This window comes from Streptomyces sp. NPDC001663 (assembly GCF_042893105.1).
Classification (GTDB): domain Bacteria; phylum Actinomycetota; class Actinomycetes; order Streptomycetales; family Streptomycetaceae; genus Streptomyces.
Genome location: NZ_JBIAUR010000019.1, coordinates 152704 through 168723, shown reverse-complemented (window position 1 = coordinate 168723; position 16020 = coordinate 152704). Strand labels below are relative to the sequence as shown.

General features: G+C 70.1%; 10 protein-coding genes. 2 read left to right on the top strand and 8 right to left on the bottom strand.

What is annotated here, in order from left to right; genetic code table 11:
- Positions 1-4: 4 nt before the first annotated feature.
- The 4 genes from ACFY1L_RS45020 to ACFY1L_RS45005 are packed head-to-tail and all read right to left on the bottom strand — an operon-like array spanning position 5 to position 6640.
- Positions 5-1243: an SGNH/GDSL hydrolase family protein gene (locus ACFY1L_RS45020; RefSeq protein ID WP_388838943.1), complete on the bottom strand. Its 1239-nt coding sequence runs from the start codon at positions 1241-1243 to the stop codon at positions 5-7.
- Positions 1240-3606 (bottom strand): glycoside hydrolase N-terminal domain-containing protein, encoded by a 2367-nt coding sequence (locus ACFY1L_RS45015; protein ID WP_388838940.1) that lies wholly within the window; start codon positions 3604-3606, stop codon positions 1240-1242. Before ACFY1L_RS45015 ends, ACFY1L_RS45020 begins: the two co-directional genes overlap by 4 nt.
- Before the next feature lie 20 nt (positions 3607-3626).
- Positions 3627-5426 carry an alpha-galactosidase D gene (locus tag ACFY1L_RS45010; protein ID WP_388838937.1) on the bottom strand — a complete coding sequence of 600 codons (1800 nt, stop codon included), beginning with the start codon at positions 5424-5426 and terminating at the stop codon, positions 3627-3629.
- 26 nt (positions 5427-5452) lie between these two features.
- A complete protein-coding gene (locus tag ACFY1L_RS45005; RefSeq protein WP_388838934.1) occupies positions 5453-6640 on the bottom strand; it encodes an ROK family protein in 1188 nt (395 codons plus the stop codon).
- Between the two features lie 95 nt (positions 6641-6735).
- Here ACFY1L_RS45005 and ACFY1L_RS45000 point away from each other — a divergent pair, with 95 nt between their 5' ends.
- Positions 6736-7467: a hypothetical protein gene (locus tag ACFY1L_RS45000; RefSeq protein WP_388838931.1), complete on the top strand. Its 732-nt coding sequence runs from the start codon at positions 6736-6738 to the stop codon at positions 7465-7467.
- A 15-nt stretch (positions 7468-7482) separates the two neighbouring features.
- On the opposite strand, the gene ACFY1L_RS44995 is transcribed toward ACFY1L_RS45000, so the two are convergent.
- Entirely contained in the window at positions 7483-9279 is a 1797-nt protein-coding gene (locus tag ACFY1L_RS44995) for a M4 family metallopeptidase (RefSeq protein WP_388838928.1), read from the bottom strand.
- A 256-nt stretch (positions 9280-9535) separates the two neighbouring features.
- Here ACFY1L_RS44995 and ACFY1L_RS44990 point away from each other — a divergent pair, with 256 nt between their 5' ends.
- Positions 9536-10747 (top strand): serine hydrolase domain-containing protein, encoded by a 1212-nt coding sequence (locus ACFY1L_RS44990; RefSeq protein ID WP_388838925.1) that lies wholly within the window; start codon positions 9536-9538, stop codon positions 10745-10747.
- A gap of 22 nt (positions 10748-10769) precedes the next feature.
- Here ACFY1L_RS44990 and ACFY1L_RS44985 read toward each other — a convergent pair whose 3' ends face one another.
- From ACFY1L_RS44985 to ACFY1L_RS44975, 3 genes are read right to left on the bottom strand one after another with little or no spacing between them, the layout of a single operon-like run.
- On the bottom strand, positions 10770-13433 hold the full coding sequence (locus ACFY1L_RS44985) for a discoidin domain-containing protein (protein ID WP_388838922.1): 2664 nt from the start codon (positions 13431-13433) through the stop codon (positions 10770-10772).
- A complete protein-coding gene (locus tag ACFY1L_RS44980) occupies positions 13430-15151 on the bottom strand; it encodes a DUF2264 domain-containing protein (RefSeq protein WP_388838919.1) in 1722 nt (573 codons plus the stop codon). Before ACFY1L_RS44980 ends, ACFY1L_RS44985 begins: the two co-directional genes overlap by 4 nt.
- A complete protein-coding gene (locus ACFY1L_RS44975) occupies positions 15151-16017 on the bottom strand; it encodes a carbohydrate ABC transporter permease (RefSeq protein ID WP_388838916.1) in 867 nt (288 codons plus the stop codon). The genes ACFY1L_RS44980 and ACFY1L_RS44975 overlap by 1 nt, the downstream gene beginning before the upstream one ends.
- Positions 16018-16020: the final 3 nt, after the last annotated feature.

Below are 16020 nucleotides of genomic sequence, written 5' to 3'. Positions count from 1 at the left end.
AGCCTCACCCCCGTCCCGTGCAGTCGAGGCTCGGGAGGTCGACGGCGTCGGCCATGGCCTGCATCCCCTTGTCGTTCGGGTGCAGATGGTCGCCGCCGTCGAAGAAGGGGAAAATGCGCTCGGGGTCGTAGGGGTTGCGCAGGATGTGGTCGAAGTCGGTGACCGCGTCGAAGTCTCCGCTGGTACGGATGAATTCATTGACGTCCTGACGCACGGCCTCGGCCGCCGGGTCCCATTCGGACCAGCCCTTGAAGGGGGCGACGGTGGCGACGACGACGCACTTGCCCGCCGCGTGGACCCGGTCGGCGATCTCGCGGTAGCCGGCGATCAGGTCCTGGGCGGTGACGCCGGTGTGGGCCTTGAGGTCGTTGACGCCCTCGAAGAGGAAGACGGTGCGCACGCCTGGCTGCGAGAGGACATCGCGCTGCAGTCGGTTCAGGGCGCTCTGGCCGGCGCCGTCTGCCAGGACCTTGTTGCCGGAGATCCCCTCGTTGGCGACGCCCTTGATGTGGGTGCGGGCGGTCTGCAGGCGGCGGGAGAGGTAGTCGGGCCAGCGGCGGTCGAGGTCCGTGGTGGACTGCCAGCCGTCGGTGATGGAGTCGCCGAAGGCTACGACGGCTCCGGTGCCCGCGGGCGGTCGTACGGAGACGGAGTCCAGGTAGGACCAGGAGCCGGTGGTCTCCGTCCAGTTGGCGGCGCTCTCCTCGGCGGTGTGATCGCCCTGGGTCGTGTAGGACGTCTGCATGGCCATCCAGTGGCCGGTGGCCGGGCCCGCCGCGTCGGGCGAGTGGATGCTGACGACCAGGTCGGTGGCGGCGGGCAGTCTGACGGGCAGCGGGTCGCTGACGACGACGGCTCCGGCGGGGACGGTGACGGAGCGGGCGCCTTCGAAGGTCAGGGCATGGTTGCTGCCGCGGACCAGTTCGGCGCCGGTCCGCCGGATGCCGGCGTGGACGTCGTCGAAGGTCACGGGCCGGTCCCCGAAGGCGTTGGAGAGCCGGATTCGCAGATCGGTGCCGCCGGTGCTGGTGTGCACGACCAGCCGGTAGCCGCGGTCGGCGACTCCGTCGCCCATGCGGTCGGCGCTCGCGCCCCAGGTGACGACGGAGCGCGGGTCCGCGGGTGCGCCGAGCACGGCGAACTCGTGCGGGCCGTCGGACGCCTGTACGGGCGCGGCCTGGGCACCGCCGGCCAGCAGCAGGAGAGCAGCCAGGCGGGCGGCGCGCGCGAACCGGGCCCTCACCGCGCGAGGTCCTTGAGCGTGACGGATCCGCCGGGCTGGACGGTCACGGTGCGCGAACGGCCGCCGTACGTCACCGTCGTCGTGCGGCCACCGACGCTGCGGATGCGGGCCTCGGTCGGTCTGCCGTCCTTCCAGTCGAGGTCGACGACGAAGCCGCCGCGGGCGCCGATGCCCTTCACGGAGCCCGACTTCGCCCAGGCGTCGGGGAGCGCCGGGAGGAGTTCCAGGTGTCCCGGGCGGGAGTACAGGAGCATCTCGATCACGGCCGCCGGGGTGCCGAAGTTGGCGTCGATCTGGAAGACACCGTTGCCCGGACCGAGTTCGTAGATGTCGAAGAGGTTGGGGGCGGTGCCGTTGCCGCCGTCGGTCGACGGGCGGAGGTTGTTGACGATCAACTGGTAGGCCTTGTCGGCGTTCTTGAGGCGGGCCCAGCACAGGCTGCGCCAGGCGTTGGCCCAGCCGAAGCTTTCCATGCCGCGCGCGGTGAGCAGGGCGGTGGCACCGGCCACGATGTCGGCCGGGGTGGAGCCGTCGGGGCGGATGCGGTCGCCGGGGAAGAGGCCGACCAGAGGCGACAGGTGCCGATGGGTGGTCTCGCCGAGGTTGTCCGGGGACATCCACTCCTCCAGCCAGCCGGTCTTCGGACTCACCTCTGGAAGATACAGACGCTTGCGCAGACCCGAGACGGTGTCCGCGTAACCGCCGTCCCGCTTCAGTTCCGCCGCGGCGGTGCAGTAGTTGCCGAACAGCGCCCACACCAGCTCCTGGGCGTAGGTGATCCCCTTGGCGTCGAGGGGGCCGTGCTCCGGCGACCAGTCGCTGTCGGCGATCAGGACCTCGCGCGAGCTGCCCGGGAGCGTCGTGGTGAGCAGTCGTGCCTCCCAGAACTCGCAGGCACCCTTGAGCAGGGGGTAGATCTTCTCCAGGTGGGAGCGCGAGCGGGTGAACTCGTAGTGTTCCCAGAGGGTGTTGCACAGCCAGGCGTTGCCCGCGGGGTGCCACCACCAGCCGCCTCCGCCGTAGGGGTTGGTGGAGATGGCCACGGTCCAACCGGCGTTCCTGCCGTTGGAGTTGCGGTAGCGGTTGCGGGAGTCGTTGAAGAGGCGGTGGGTCAGGTCGGTCCAGGACGGGACCTGGGCGACGCAGTAGTCGGTGAGCGCGTCGAAGCACGGGGACAGGCCCACTCGGTCGGCCGCCCAGTAGTTCATCTGGATGTTGATGTCGGTGTGGTAGTCGCCCATCCAGGCGGGGTCGTTGCCGTCGAGCCACAGTCCCTGGAGGCCCAGCGGCAGGCTGCCGCGTGACCCGGCGATCATCAGGTACCGCCCGAACTGCACGTAGGCGGCCTCGAGTTCGGGGTCGGGGACACCGTCCCGCGCCCGGGCCTTGACCCGCTCCCACGTGTCCATCGACCGCTGATCGGCTGAGGACGTACCGAGCGCGAGGGAGAACTTCCCGAACAGGGCGCGGTGGTCGGCGACATGGGTGCGCAGCAGCGTGTCGGCCGGGTGAGCGGCGGCGTCGCGGACCTTCGTGCGGGCCAGCCGCTGTGGGTCGAGCGACGGGTCGCGATAACCCTTGGCCGCGTCCGGCGCGTAGTTGGTGCCGCCGCTCACCACCACGGTGAGGTCCCTGCAGCCGGAGAAGGCGATGTGCGTGCCACTGACGGTGACGCGGCCTCCGGTGCCGTAGGCGGTGACTCCGGCCCCGTACTCCAGACCGTTGGGGAAGGCTGCACCGAACGAGACGCCGGCACCCTCGCCGTGCGTCCCCTCCAGCGTGACCGTGCCCGTGTAGCGTCCTCCCCCGCTCTGTGTGAAGTGCAGGACGATCACGTCGTCGGGGCGGCTGGCGAAGATCTGCCTCCGGTACGTCACACCGGAGCGGACGTACGACGTGGTCACCACGCCCTGCTCGAGGTCGAGGGTGCGCCGGTAGCCGGAGACCGCGCCCAGGTCGTGGTCGGGGATGTCGACGGTGAGCCGGCCCAGCAGGGTGAAGGAGCCGAAGTCGTCGCGGCCGTAGGGGAATTGGCCGTTGACGTCGAGGGTGTCGTTGAGGCCGCCGGTCCACATCGTGGCGTCGGTGAGGAGGAGGAGCTCGCGGCCGGGGTCGTTGCTCGCGAGGGCGCCGAGGCGGCCGTTGCCGACGGGCAGGCCCTGTTCGATCATGGAGTTGTCGTCGGCGGGGGCCTGCCACCACAGCGTGTCGGGTGAACTGCTTTGGTACGAGGCGGAGTTGCCGGGCCGCTGCGGTGCGGCCGAAGCGGTGAAGGCGGGGAGGGTGGCCAGGTCGGCTCCGGTGGCCGTGGCGAGGGCCAGCAGGTTGCGTCTGGGCAGCATGGAGGACGGATCGGTGCTCATGGCGGCTCCTGGTGGGTCGTTCAGGACGACTTCGGTACGTCGATCCGGTCGATGTCCGGCGCGTAGCTGTTGCCGCTGTCGAAGGTGATCGTGTTGGAGCCGGCCTTGAGGGTCAACGGGACCCCGACCGTTTCGGCCGTTCCCCAGTCGCCGGTGGACGGGAACTTGTGGCTGGTGGCGCCGCCGCCGTTGGCGGAGACGGCGACCGAGCGGGCGTCGCCGCTGACGTAGGCGATCTTCACCAGGTAGGTGCCGGCCTTGTCGACGGTGATGTCGTTGAAGGTGAGCTTGCCGCCGAGGTAGAGGTTGCCGACCTTCTTGCCGCCGGAGCAGGCGGAGCAGTCGGCGACGTACGCGTTGCCGGCGAGAGTGTTGCTGCTGGACTCGGCCTCGTATCCGGTGAAGGCGAGGGTGCTGCCGTGCGGGGTGACGGTGAACAGGCGGGAGCCGTGGGCGGGCAGCGCCTGGGTGACCTTGTCCTTGTAGGTGCCGAGGTTCTCGTGGTTCCACAGGTCACGGACGGCGGCCTTGCCGGTGAAGCCGAGCGAGGCCCAGCGGGCGGTGACGGCGGCCGGTGAGTCCTCGAGGTTGAAGAGAGCGACGGTGTAGCTGCCGTCGGGGTTCTTCGCTGCCCACACCTGCTGCGGGTCGGAGGGGGTGATCGGGCGTGCGGGCGGTGCGGCGCCCTGGTCGACCGCGATGACCTCCTTGTTGGTCAGGAGGGAGAGGCCGTAGGAGTCGAGGCGGGTGAGGTCGTCGCCGGTATAGAGGGGGGACTTGGCGATGGCCCAGAGAGTGGCGTAGCTCTGCCGCTCGGCCTTCGTCAAGCCGTCCATCTCGCCGTTGCCGACGTCGAGGGAGTCGAGGTCGTTCCAGCCGCCGGGACCTGCGTGCTTCGTCCAGCCGGGGGCGTCGTCCCAGCGGTCATCGACGGAGTTCTCCCAGCTGACGAGCGTGTTGCAGTAGCACTCGACGTCGGTGTCGATGCGCCAGCCCTGCGAGTACTTCTTCCAGTCGGCGGCGTGCCCGATGTCCAGGGACCAGGACAGTTCGAGATGGATCGGACGGCCGGTGGCGGCGATCGCCTTGTTCCAGGCGGCCACGTCGGCAACGTTGTCGTACTGGTCGCCGCTCTTCCCGGAGCCGGGACCCACGCCGTCGAGCTTGAGGAAGTCGTAGCCCCAGCCGGCGATCAACTGGGCCTGCGAATCTATGTACTTCTGGGTGCAGGGACGGGAGAAGTCGAGCTTGTACGAGCTGTCCCAGCCGTTGGTGGTGCGCAGATCGGTGTAGACGATGTCGGCGGTGGTGCAGCCGTCGGCGTTCCAGATCGAGGTCTTGCCGTCGCCGTACGCCTCCTTCTCGAGGCCCACGGGGAGGTAGATGCCGGCCTTGAGGCCCTTGGCATGGATGCGGTCGGCGACGGACTTCATGCCGCTGGGGAAGCGCTTCGGGTCGGCCTTCTGGCGGCCGTACTGGTCGTACTCGGGCTTCCAGCTGTTGTCGCGCCACCAGCCGGCGTCGATGTTGACGTACTCGTAGCCGAACTTCTTGAGCTTGGCGGCCAGGGCGTCGGTCTGCTTGTTGACGTTGGCCTCGGTGAGGTAGCTGTAGTCGCCGTCCGGGTTGAGGCCGGGGTACTTCGACGACTGCATGCTCCAACTCGACCAGCCCATATAGGGCTTGGCCGCGACGGCGGCAGCGTCGGTGGTCTCGGCGTGGGCCGCGGGGGCGACCGTGACGGCGCCTGCGGCGAGGGCCAGGACCACCACGGCTCTGAGGGCGCGCGCGGGCATGACGGAGTACGAGGATGACCGCATGGGTCGTACCTCCAGGGGGAGTTGGTTCAGCGGCTCGGGTGCGGGTCGTCGGGGGTGATGAAGGACTGGATCGCGGTGGCGGCGGCCCCGCGGGCCCACTCCTCGAAGGGCAGCGGGCGGGTCTGTACGTCGCAGTGGGCGGCGGAGCCGAAGGCGGCCGCGGTGAAGGTGTCGCGGATCTGCTCGGCGAACAGGTCGTAGGCGGCCAGGCCCTCGCCGGAGATGATCACTCGTTCGGGGCCGAGGAGGTTGGCGACGGTGGCGATGCCGCGGCCGATGGCCTCGCCCGCCCGCGCGTACACCTCGCGCGCGCCGGTGACTGCGCGATGGGCGAGGTCCAAAGCCTCGGTGGCGTCGGCGACTCGGGTTCCCGTGGCCTCGCGGATCTGCCGGACGATGGCCGCCTCCCCCGCGATCGCCTCCACGCAACCGCGGTTGCCGCAGTGGCAGGGCGGGCCCGCCGGGTCGACGGTGACGTGGCCGATCTCGCCGGCCACCCCGTGTGCTCCGGCGACCACCCGCCCGTGCACCACGAGGCCGCAGCCGATGCCCGCGCCGACGGTCACCACGGCGAAGTCGGACAGGCCCACGCCGGCCCCGAACCACTGCTCGGCGACGGTCAGGGCCCGGACGTCGTTGTCGACGGTGACCGGCAACCCCGTGGTCATGGCGGCGAGTTCGGCCAACGGCACGTCGCGCCACTCCAGGAACGGCGAGTAGCGTACGGCCCCTTCGGCGCGGTCGACGTCTCCGGAGACGGCGATGCCGAGGCCGTGCACGCCGACGCCCAACTGCCCTGCCTCGGCGAGGAGTTCGCCCACGAGGTCCGCGATCGCGGCGAGGACCGGTTTGGGGTCTCGGTCGGCGAGCGGCACATGACGGGCGGCGCGGATCTCGCAGCACAGGTCGGTGAGGACGCCGATGATCTCGTCGGCGGTCACCTTGACGCCGACGAACAGCGCCCGTCCGCCGTCGACACGAACCGGGTTGGCGGGCCGGCCGAGGGCCGCGCGGGCCTCCTCGGCGGTGTCCTCCACCAGGTATCCGGCCTCGATCAGGGGCCGGACCGCCTTGGTGACGGCGGCCGGTGACAGCCCCGCCCGCCGGGCCACCTCCAGCCGGGTGAGGGGCCCCTGGGACAGGACCGTGGTGAAGATCTGCGAGGCGGCCGGCGTGTTCGCCGGGAACGTCTCGACACGAGGGGTCGGGCGCATGGCCGGAAACCTAGAGGGCTTCTTTTCCGTCGTCAATAAAAGAAGCAGGATTCGCCTGTGACCCGGCTGTCAGTGCCGGGCGGCACAATCGCCGTATGACGACGATCAATTGGGCCGAGCTGACCCACGCCTACGGGAGCGCCGAGGACATCCCTGGGCTGTTCGCGCAGCTCGGCGGCCCGGAGGACGACAAGGTCTGGTCGGAGTTGTGGTCCGCGCTGTGCCATCAGGGGTCGGTGTACGAGGCGAGCTGGGCGGCGATGCCGGTGCTCGCGGACATCGCGCTGGGCAGGGCGCCGGGCGAGCCGATACAGGCGGTGCTCATGGCCGGACTGATCACGGCGGACCCTGACGACACACGGCGCGAGCAGCACGCATGGGAGATCGGCGAACTGCTGGTGGTGGCGCGCGGGCTGCTCACCGCCCCGGGTCGGCGGGACTTCGTCTACCTGCAGATGGCGGTTCTCGCCTTCGAGGGAGCCGGCACATGGGCGGAGGCGCTGGAGGGCGTGACCAGAGAGGAGTACGACCTCGAATGCCCCGAGTGCGAGGACAGCCTCTACGTGGCATTCGGCTCGTACGGCACGTTCGCTTCGGCGGGTGACTACGTGGGATCGAGTGCCAAGGACCCGGACACCCGGGGGGCGTTGATACCGACGCCCCCGGAACGGCTCACGGGGATCGGAGCGCGCCTGCACCGGGAGGCCGTCGAAGCGGGCCAGGGCGAGGTGGCACTCGCTCTGACCTACGTCTTCGGCAGGGCCCACTGCCCCTCCTGCGACGCCGAGTTCAGTGTGTCCGACGAGGTGGAGAGGCAGTGGGTGTGACGGACCGGTGTGCCGTCAGTGCCGGGCGGCCGGCGTGTTGGCGACGGTCACATTGACGGCGGCCCAGGCCTTGTCCACCGTCTTGTACTCCACGCTGCTCGCGCCGTAGAGGTCCTTGGCCGCCTTCAGCGTCGCGATGCGCGCGTCGTGGAAGTCGGTCGAGGAGACCATGTAGCGGGTCAGCGCCCGGTAGAAGATCGCCGTGGCCTTGGTGCGGCCGATGCCCTTGACGGTCGAGCCGTCGTAGGTCGGCGAGTCGTACTTGACGCCGCCGATCGTCTTCTGGCCGCTGCCCTCGGCGAGCAGGTAGTACGCGTGCGAGGAGACGCCGGAGCCGGCGTGCACCTCGGTGTCGTACGTCTGGGGCGCCCAGTAGTCGATCGTGCCCTCGAGCTTGTCGAGGGACGGGTGGTCGAGGCGGCGCAGGAACTTCTGGTCCAGGCCCAGCTTCTCGCCGATCAGGTAGTCCGGCTTGTCCTTCACGTTGTTGGTGAAGAACTCGACGTTCGAGCCGAAGATGTCCGCGAGGGACTCGTTCAGCGAGCCCGGCTCGCCGTACTGGTTGCCGTCCGCGTCGACGCGGGTCGGCTCGAGCTTGGCGGTGGCGTCGACGACGCCGTGGGTCAGCTCGTGGCCGGTGACGTCGAGGACGACGAGCGGCTTCTTGAACATGTCGCCGTCGCCGTCGCCGTAGAGCATGCAGCCGCAGGTGGGGTCCCAGAACGCGTTGGCGACCTTGTTGCCCCAGTGGACCATGGCCTTGGCGGCCTTGCTGTTGTTCGCGATGCCCTTGCGACCGAAGGTCTTCTTGTAGAAGTCCAGGGTCTTGGTGACGCCGTACTGGGCATCGGCCGCGGCGCTGTTGCGGCTCGAAGTCGCGCCGTTGCCGAAGATGTTGTTGGTGGTGGTGATCTTCTTGCCGCGGGCGAAGCTCTCGGTCTCCGAACCCCTGGCGTCCCGGGTCTCGGTGCCGTAGCGGGTCGGGTCCTTCAGCAGGAAGCTGGTGCGGGCCGTCTGGGTGGTCTTCAGCGCGACCTGGCCGACGAAGAGCGACTTGCCCGTGCCGTTGGCCGTCACCGGGTAGCGGACGGCGGCAGCCGAGCGGGGCGCCGCCAGTCCGGCAGCCTGCGAGCCGATGCCGGTGGCGGGGTCGGCCGTCTCGCCGCGCTCGCGCAGGGCGTCCAGCACCTTGGGCGAGAGGAACTCGTCGCTGTCGGGCGTGTTGCTGCGGACCTTGCCGGTGAGGGCGTCGACGACGACCGTCCGGGAGCCGCCCTCGGTCGTGCCGCTGTCGCTGACCTGCACCTGGTAGGCCAGGGCGGAGGCGCCCTCGCGGGCGTCGACGACGAGTTCGGCGCTGCCGGCGTCGCCCTTGGCGACGCTCGCCGCCTTCTGCTCGGCCTGCGCGGCCGACAGCTTGGCGGAGGTGGCCAGGGCGGGCTTGACGGTGTGCTCGGCGGCCCGGGTGACACCGGCGTACGCCAGCTGCTTGGTGAGGTGGACGACGAGGTCGCCGCCGAGCACCTGCATGCCCTGGTGGGTGCGGGTGAAGCGGACGTGCCGCGCGCCCTCCGGGTCGATCATGACGTCCGTGGCCTGCAGTTCGTCGCCGTGGGAGACGCCGGTTGCCGAGGCGTGGGCGAAGGCGGCCGAGCTGGCGGCCTTCACCACAGACGCGGCCGAGGCCTCGCCGGCGGAGGCAGCCTGGCCCGTCCCCGTGTCGGGGCTCCCGAAGGCGGTGCCCGCAAGGCCCGTGGCGGCCGTCGTCACAGCGACGGCGACCGCCACGCTGCGTATGTGCGGTCTACGCACTGATGAGGGTTCCTTCCTTGCAAGGCGGCCGGGATCACCAACCGCCTTGATGCATGGCGCCGTTGAGCGCCATGGGGGCTGGTCGGGCCCCAGGGCGAAACCCTTTCGGACGAGTCATGTCCATGTAAAGACTAAATCATCGCTTTCAGTGCGATACATGGCAATACTTTGCAAATCCGCACCGCTCAGTGATCACCGGATCACCAACTGTGTGTCGGTTGTGGAGATGTGACGGGACGGAAGAAGGTTGCCTCGCATGAATGTGACCCATCTCGCATCGCCCCTGGGCAAGGGAACGCTCCTCGGCACGGTCGTGCTCTGCCTGCTCGCGGTCCCCGCTCAGGCAGCCCCGGCCGCCGCGCCTCCGAAACCCGATCTGGCCGGACTGCGCGGCGTCCTGGACACCGCGCTCGCACAGGGCGCGCCCGGCGCCATGGCGCAGATCGACGACAACGGCACGATCGACTCGATCGCCGTGGGCCTCGCCGACCGCAAGGACGAACGGGGTCTCGGCAACGACGACCGGTTCCGCATCGGGAGCATCACCAAGACCTTCTCGGCCGTGGTGCTGATGCAGTTGGCCGACGAGAAGAAGCTCGACCTCGACTCCTCGGTCGACCGCTATCTGCCGGGGCTGCTCCCCGACCGCGACATCACGGTTCGGCAGGTGCTGGGCCACCGCAGCGGCCTGTACGACTACACCGACGAGATGTTCGCGAAAACGGTCCCCGGCTTCGAGGCGGTCCGCAGCAAGGTCTTCACCTACCGTCAGCTGGTCGACCGTGCGCTGCGGCACAAGCGGACGGGCGCACCCGGCGCCGCGTACGCGTACTCCAACACCAACTTCGTCGTCGCCGGCATGCTCATCGAGCGGCTGACCGGCCACTCCGTGCGGACCGAGTACGAAAACCGCATCTTCAAGCCGCTGAAACTGCGCGACACCTTCTACCTGCACCCCGACTCGACGATCCCCGGCCGCCATGCCAAGGGCTACCTCACACCGGACCAGCCGGGCGCCGAGCTGGTCGACGCCACCGACCAGACGGTGTCCTGGGCGCAGAGCGCGGGCGCGATCATCTCCAACACGCAGGATCTGAACACCTTCCTCTCCGCGCTGCTCGGCGGCCGGCTGATGTCGGCCGCGCAGCTGGCGCAGATGGAGCGCATGCTGCCGGTCAACAGCACGCAGGCGTACGGCCTGGGGCTGCGGCGCCGCGATCTGTCGTGCGGGATCTCGGTGTACGGGCACACGGGCGCCGTCCAGGGCTACTACTCGTACGCGTTCGCCACGAAGGACGGCCGGCGCAGCCTCGCCGCGCTCGCCAACACCTCCAACAACGGTGCGGTACTCAACACGATGCTGGGCACGCTGGAGTCGGCGTTCTGCGGCAAGCAGGCAAAGCCGCGGCGCGTCGGCACGGTCGTGGAGCGGAGCGAGGATGTCGCTCCCGGGGTCGTCCGGCACTGACGTAGAGCCTTGCGGCCCGCCGTCACGGGCGGATGGTCAGCCAGTCCACGCGGGCGACCTCGGGACCTCCCTTCGCGACGAGGTAGAGGGTGTGGACACCGGTGAGCCGGCGGGACAGGGTGACCGACTGCTCCTGCCAGGTGTCGGCGGAGCCGGTGTCCCGCACGGGCAGAGTTCCGGCGACCGGGCCCTGCGGGGTGTCGAGCCGGAGTTGGAGTGTGCAGCCGGCGGTGCAGGTGGAGGCGAGGCGCACGGTGAGCCGGTCGCCGCTCACGCTCGCCTGCCGGTAACCGATCCGGTCGCCGGAGCCCAGCACGCCGGTGGCCGCCGTGCCGCGCTCGGTCCCGCGCACGGCCGTGGCCTGCTCGGCCTGGAGCGTGCTGGAGGCGTCGGGCCCGTCGCTGTACAGGCGCAGGTCGTTGATCACCCAGGGCACGGGACCGCTCGCGGTGAGGGTGATCCGGACATACCGGGCCGTCTGTGTCGGGAAGACCGCGTCCTGGGTGAAGGACCGGCCGGAGACCCGGGCGAGAGTCCCGCTCCAGTGCGTGCCGTCGCGGCTGGCGGAGACCGAGAAGCCGTACGGCTGTCCGCTGGTGTCGCGCCCGGCGTCCAGGGAAAGCCGGTCGAAGGTCTTCGTCTCGCCCAGGTCCACGGTCAGCGACTGGCCGGGGGCCTGGACGGCCGCGGCCGTCCAGCGGGTGTTGATGTCGCCGTCGACGGCGGCGGAGGCGTCCGTGCCGTCGCTCGCGGTCGCATTCCAGGCGCCGTGCCGGACGCGCTGCACGCAGCCGGGCAGGTTGCACCCGGTCGACCAGATGGGCTCGCCGTACTCGTAGGCGCCGATGTCGGGAGCCGAGCCCCGGACCTGAGTGGTGACCCCGTCGATCGTCTCGCCCGCGTCGATGGCGGGTGACGTGCTCGTGAGCCACAGCTCGCCGTTGACGGCGTCGGTGTAACCGGGCTGGTCGCTGATCAAGTTGGAGCGGACCACCGGCAGCGGGTCACCGGTCTGGCTGGCGCTGACCGGCTTCGGGCCGACGATGTTGCTGATGTACGAGCCGGAGGCGTCCGTTGCGCCGCTCAGCAGCACCGAGTTGCCGTTGATGCCCATGCCGTAGCTGGAGTTGTGGTCCTGGTTGGCGATGCTCGGGCCGGTGTGGCCGTTGAAGAAGGTGCCTCGACTGCCGGTGTTCCAGGCGACGTTGTGGTGCAGGAGGAAGTGGCCCGAGTAGTTGTCGACGTAGAAGCCGACCTGACCGTCGGCGTCGTGCGAGGTGTTGTGGTCGATGGAGGTGCCGGAGCCGTCCAGGCTGCAGCAGACGTAGAAGGGTGAGCCGTCGCGGGAGGTGCGCATGGCCTCCGACAGGTCGTTGTAGGCGATGCGGTTGCCGTGGAACTCGGTGCCGTTGAGCTGCCAGGCCGTGTCGATGGAGGCGCGTCCCGTGCGGCGGACGGTGTTGTGCGTGACTGTGTGGTCGTTGCCGTTGATCTCGATGCCGGGGGTGTAGCTGCCCATCCAGTCGACGTCGTGGATGTAGTTGTTGGTGATCGTGTTGCTGTCGCCGCGCACCAGGACGCCGTCGCCCGCGGACTGTGAGATCTCGCTGTTCTTCAGGGTGTTGCCGGTGCCGAGGATCTGCACACCGGAATCGAGGATGCGGGAGGCGACGATGTGCCCCTCGAAGGGCGGGATGGCGAGGTCGCTGTCCGGCGGCATGGGGAGGGTCGAGAACTCGGAGATGTACGTGGCGTGCACGCCGTCGACCACAACTCCCGTACTTGACTTGCCCGTTCGCAGCGAGGTGGCCCACAGGTCGAGGCCGCGTACGGTGACGTACGAGCTGTTGCTCAGGTCCACACCCCACAGGCGGTGCTTGGCGGTCACCGTGTGTCCGGTCATGCCGCCCTTGGGCGGGACCATGTAGAGCCGGTGCGCGGACTTGTCGTAGTACCACTCCCCCGGCTGGTCGAGGGCGGCCTTCGAGCCCACGAGGTAGTAGTTGCGGTAGTTCTGGTTGCCCATGCACAGCGGCGGGCAGCGGTAGTTGCCGCCCTTGAAGTCCAGCTTGCCGGGCGAGGTCGCGGTGACCGTGCCGGTCTGCTGGGCCCAGGGGTTGGAGCCCGCCCACAGATGCACGGTGGCGCCGGTCCAGTCGGCGTCGGGCAGGTCGGGGTCGTCGATGTGCTGGTCGGTGGAGGTGGCGTCGGCCTCGGCCCAGGTGGTGTTCAGCGGATCGGAGCCGGAGTTGGGCCAACGGCCCTCCACCGCACGGCCGTTGTCCAGAAACACCGCGTTGAAGTCGGGGTCGAGCGGCAGGTTCGTGTCGGCGGCGACCAGCCCGTCGCCGGCGTCCTTCCAGCCGGTCACCTGCTCGGTGCCGTCGACGGTCACCGGGCCGTCGCCGTACGCAGCGAGGGTGATCGCAGCGTCCTTCGTGCCGGAGGGCGGGGTCACCTGCTCGCGGTAGGTGCCGCGGTGGATGAGGCAGGTGTCGCCGGGGTGGACGCGGGAGAGGCAGGCGCGGATGGTGCGCAGGGGGTTCGACCGGGTGCCGTGGGCATGGTCGCTGCCCCAGGGAGCGACCTGGTAGGTACGGCCGCCTGGGTCCGCCGCCTCCGCCTGGACCGGAAGGGCCAGCAGCGCAGTGACGGCGGTCAGTACGGACAGGTGTCTCGGTCTCATGAACCGTCTCCAGTCGTAGGGGGTTGCCGCCAGGCCGCCTCGGCTTCGGGTCCGTCGGCGGCGCCCAGCACCGCGCAGCTCAACCAGTGCTCCCCGGGCGGGAGTTGACCGGTCAGCATGGGGAGCGCGGTGCGGCGGGCGAGAACGTTCGTGCCGGGGAGGCAGTCGATGATCGCGCCCTCGCGCACACCGTCGAGGTCCCGAATGCCGGAGCAGCCCGCAGGTGCACAGACACGGGCATGGCCGGTGCCTGCGACACGGTCGACGCCCGCGTCGCGATCGACCGCGAAGGCGCCCTCAGCCGCGTGCAGCGCACGCGCGGTCCGGATTCGGTGCCTGCGCACGTGCCATGGAGGCGCGGCGGTCAGCCAGGTGGTGATCTCCACGTCGGGCCACGGCCGCCAAGTGCTGCGCACCGTCTCGGCCGTGATCTGCGGCGCGATGGGCTCCTCGCGAACGCGGTAGTGCACGCCGCCGTCGTCGCTGAGGGCGAGCATCGAGTCGTACGCGCCCTGCTCCAGGCCGAGCGTCCCGTTCGGCAGGCTGAAGCCGAAGCGCGAGGAGTACGCGAACTTGGCGTATTTCGCGGCGCCTTGCCGCACCCAGGGGTGGTGTTGGCGCCCGGCCAGCAGCGTCACGTCGCCGCCGGTGCGCATCAGGATCGCGCCCGGGTGCGGCTGGGCGCTGACGGCCGGCAGTTCGGGGGCCGGCTCCTCCGGGGCGGTCCAGAAGGGGTGGTCGGCGGGCAGCGCCAGCGGCAGGAACGCCTTCAGGGACCAGTACGGCGAGCCCGGCGCGTTGTACTGCTCGGCGAGCGCGGGCTGCGGATAGCCGTACCCGATCGACAGCAGTGCGTCGGGGCCGGTCACCGGGCGCCCCTGCCACCACCGCAGATGCCGTAGGAGATGGCCCTTGACCTCGCCCCACGGCAGCTCGTCCACCCCTGCGAAGGGCAGCGCGCCCCAGAAAGCCGCCTGCGCCCAGCGGTAGGTGAGGCTGCGGCCGTACGGGACGGCGGCCCCGTCGTCGGCGAACCAGTGCCGGAAGTCGTGCGCGAAACGGGCCGCGCGTGCGCGGAACCGGTCGCCGTCCGCGGCAAGTTGGGCGTACAGCAGGCCGTAGAAGTGCATCGCCCACGGCACGTAGTAGTCGCGGCGTTCGGTCGGTCCGTCGGAGTACCAGCCGTCGCCGAGCCAGAAGGACTCGAGGCGTTCCAGCCGAGTGCGGATCGTCGAGCGGTCGTACGGCACGCCGACCCGGTGGAGACCGAGGCCGATCAGCACCGGGAAGAAGTGCCAGTTGTTGTCGGGTGTCTCGCGAGGCAGGGCGCTCAGCAGCCAGCGGGCCAGTCGGTCGCGTTCGCGGCCGGTGAGCGGGTCCCAGAACGCCTCGGGCGCCAGGGCGAGGGCGAAGCCGATCGCGGCCATCTCGACGATCCGCTGGTCACGGTCGCCTGGCTCGCCCCAGTACTCGGGGTGGTCGGGGTCGCTGCCGGAGGCCAGTCCGCGCACCCAGAGGTCCGCGTGCGGGACCTCTCCCTTGCCCGCGGCGAGCGGGGCCAGGCCCCACAACGGGCGGGCGAAGGACTCCAGTTCGGCGGCGGTGTCGTCGTGGATGGCGGTGTTGACGCCGAGCCGTACCCGCGCCCGTCCCGCGCTGAAGTGCGGCACGACCGGCGCCACCAACTGCCGTAGTTCCTGCTGCAGTTGATCCCTCATCAGCCCTTCTCCGCCCCGGCCAGCAGGCCCGTCCGCAGGAAGCGCTGTGCCAGCACGAAGCCGACGAGCAGTGGTGCGCAGGCCACCAGACCGGCGAGTGCGGCTTCCGGCTGGTGGATGTCGAGGTCGGCGAAGCCGCTGGAGTTGTTGACCGCGCCGGTGGACTGGAGGAGGGACATCAGGCCGAGTTGGAGGGTGAAGGTGCGGTCGTCGGAGAGCATGACGAAGGGGAGGAAGAAGTCGGTCCAGCAGCGTACGAAGCCGAAGAAGGCGATGAGTGCGATCGCCGGGCGGGCCAGGGGCACCGCGACCGACCAGAAGAGCCTCAACTCGCTCGCGCCGTCGACGCGTCCGGCGTCCAGGAGGCTGTCGGGGAGGTTGGCCTGGAAGTGGAGGAAGGCGAGGTACACGCCGAACGGGTAGAAGGACAGCGGCAGGATGACCGCCCAGACCGTGCCGGTGAGGTCGACCGCCGACATCTCCAGGTAGAGGGGCAGGACGAGCGCGGCCGGGGGCAGGATCATCGTGACGATCGAGAGGGTGAGCAGGGCGCGGCGGCCCGCGAAGTCGTGCTTGGCGAGGACGTAGCCCGCGGGGACGCACAGGAGCAGGGCCAGAACGACACTGGCGCCCGCGTAGATCACGGAGTTGCCGATCCACACGGTGATCTCTCCGTCGTTGTACGACATCAGGTGCGACCAGGCGTCGCCGACGTTGCCGAGCGCGCCGAAGCCGAGCGGGGAGCCGGTGGTCAGGTCGTCGGCGGTGCGGGTGGGTGCGAGGAGCAGCCAGAGCAGGGGCAGTCCGAAGAAGGCGGCGGCTCCGAGCAGGAAGACGGCACGGGCGCCGCGGGAGACAACAGTCATCGG

Coding starts and splice junctions, on each gene's coding strand:
- ACFY1L_RS45015 (WP_388838940.1), bottom strand. CDS start 3,606: ATGAGCACCGATCCGTCCTCCATGCTGCCCAGACGCAACCTGCTGGCC.
- ACFY1L_RS44985 (WP_388838922.1), bottom strand. CDS start 13,433: ATGAGACCGAGACACCTGTCCGTACTGACCGCCGTCACTGCGCTGCTG.
- ACFY1L_RS45005 (WP_388838934.1), bottom strand. CDS start 6,640: ATGCGCCCGACCCCTCGTGTCGAGACGTTCCCGGCGAACACGCCGGCC.
- ACFY1L_RS45000 (WP_388838931.1), top strand. CDS start 6,736: ATGACGACGATCAATTGGGCCGAGCTGACCCACGCCTACGGGAGCGCC.
- ACFY1L_RS44975 (WP_388838916.1), bottom strand. CDS start 16,017: ATGACTGTTGTCTCCCGCGGCGCCCGTGCCGTCTTCCTGCTCGGAGCC.
- ACFY1L_RS44980 (WP_388838919.1), bottom strand. CDS start 15,151: ATGAGGGATCAACTGCAGCAGGAACTACGGCAGTTGGTGGCGCCGGTC.
- ACFY1L_RS45010 (WP_388838937.1), bottom strand. CDS start 5,426: ATGCGGTCATCCTCGTACTCCGTCATGCCCGCGCGCGCCCTCAGAGCC.
- ACFY1L_RS44990 (WP_388838925.1), top strand. CDS start 9,536: ATGAATGTGACCCATCTCGCATCGCCCCTGGGCAAGGGAACGCTCCTC.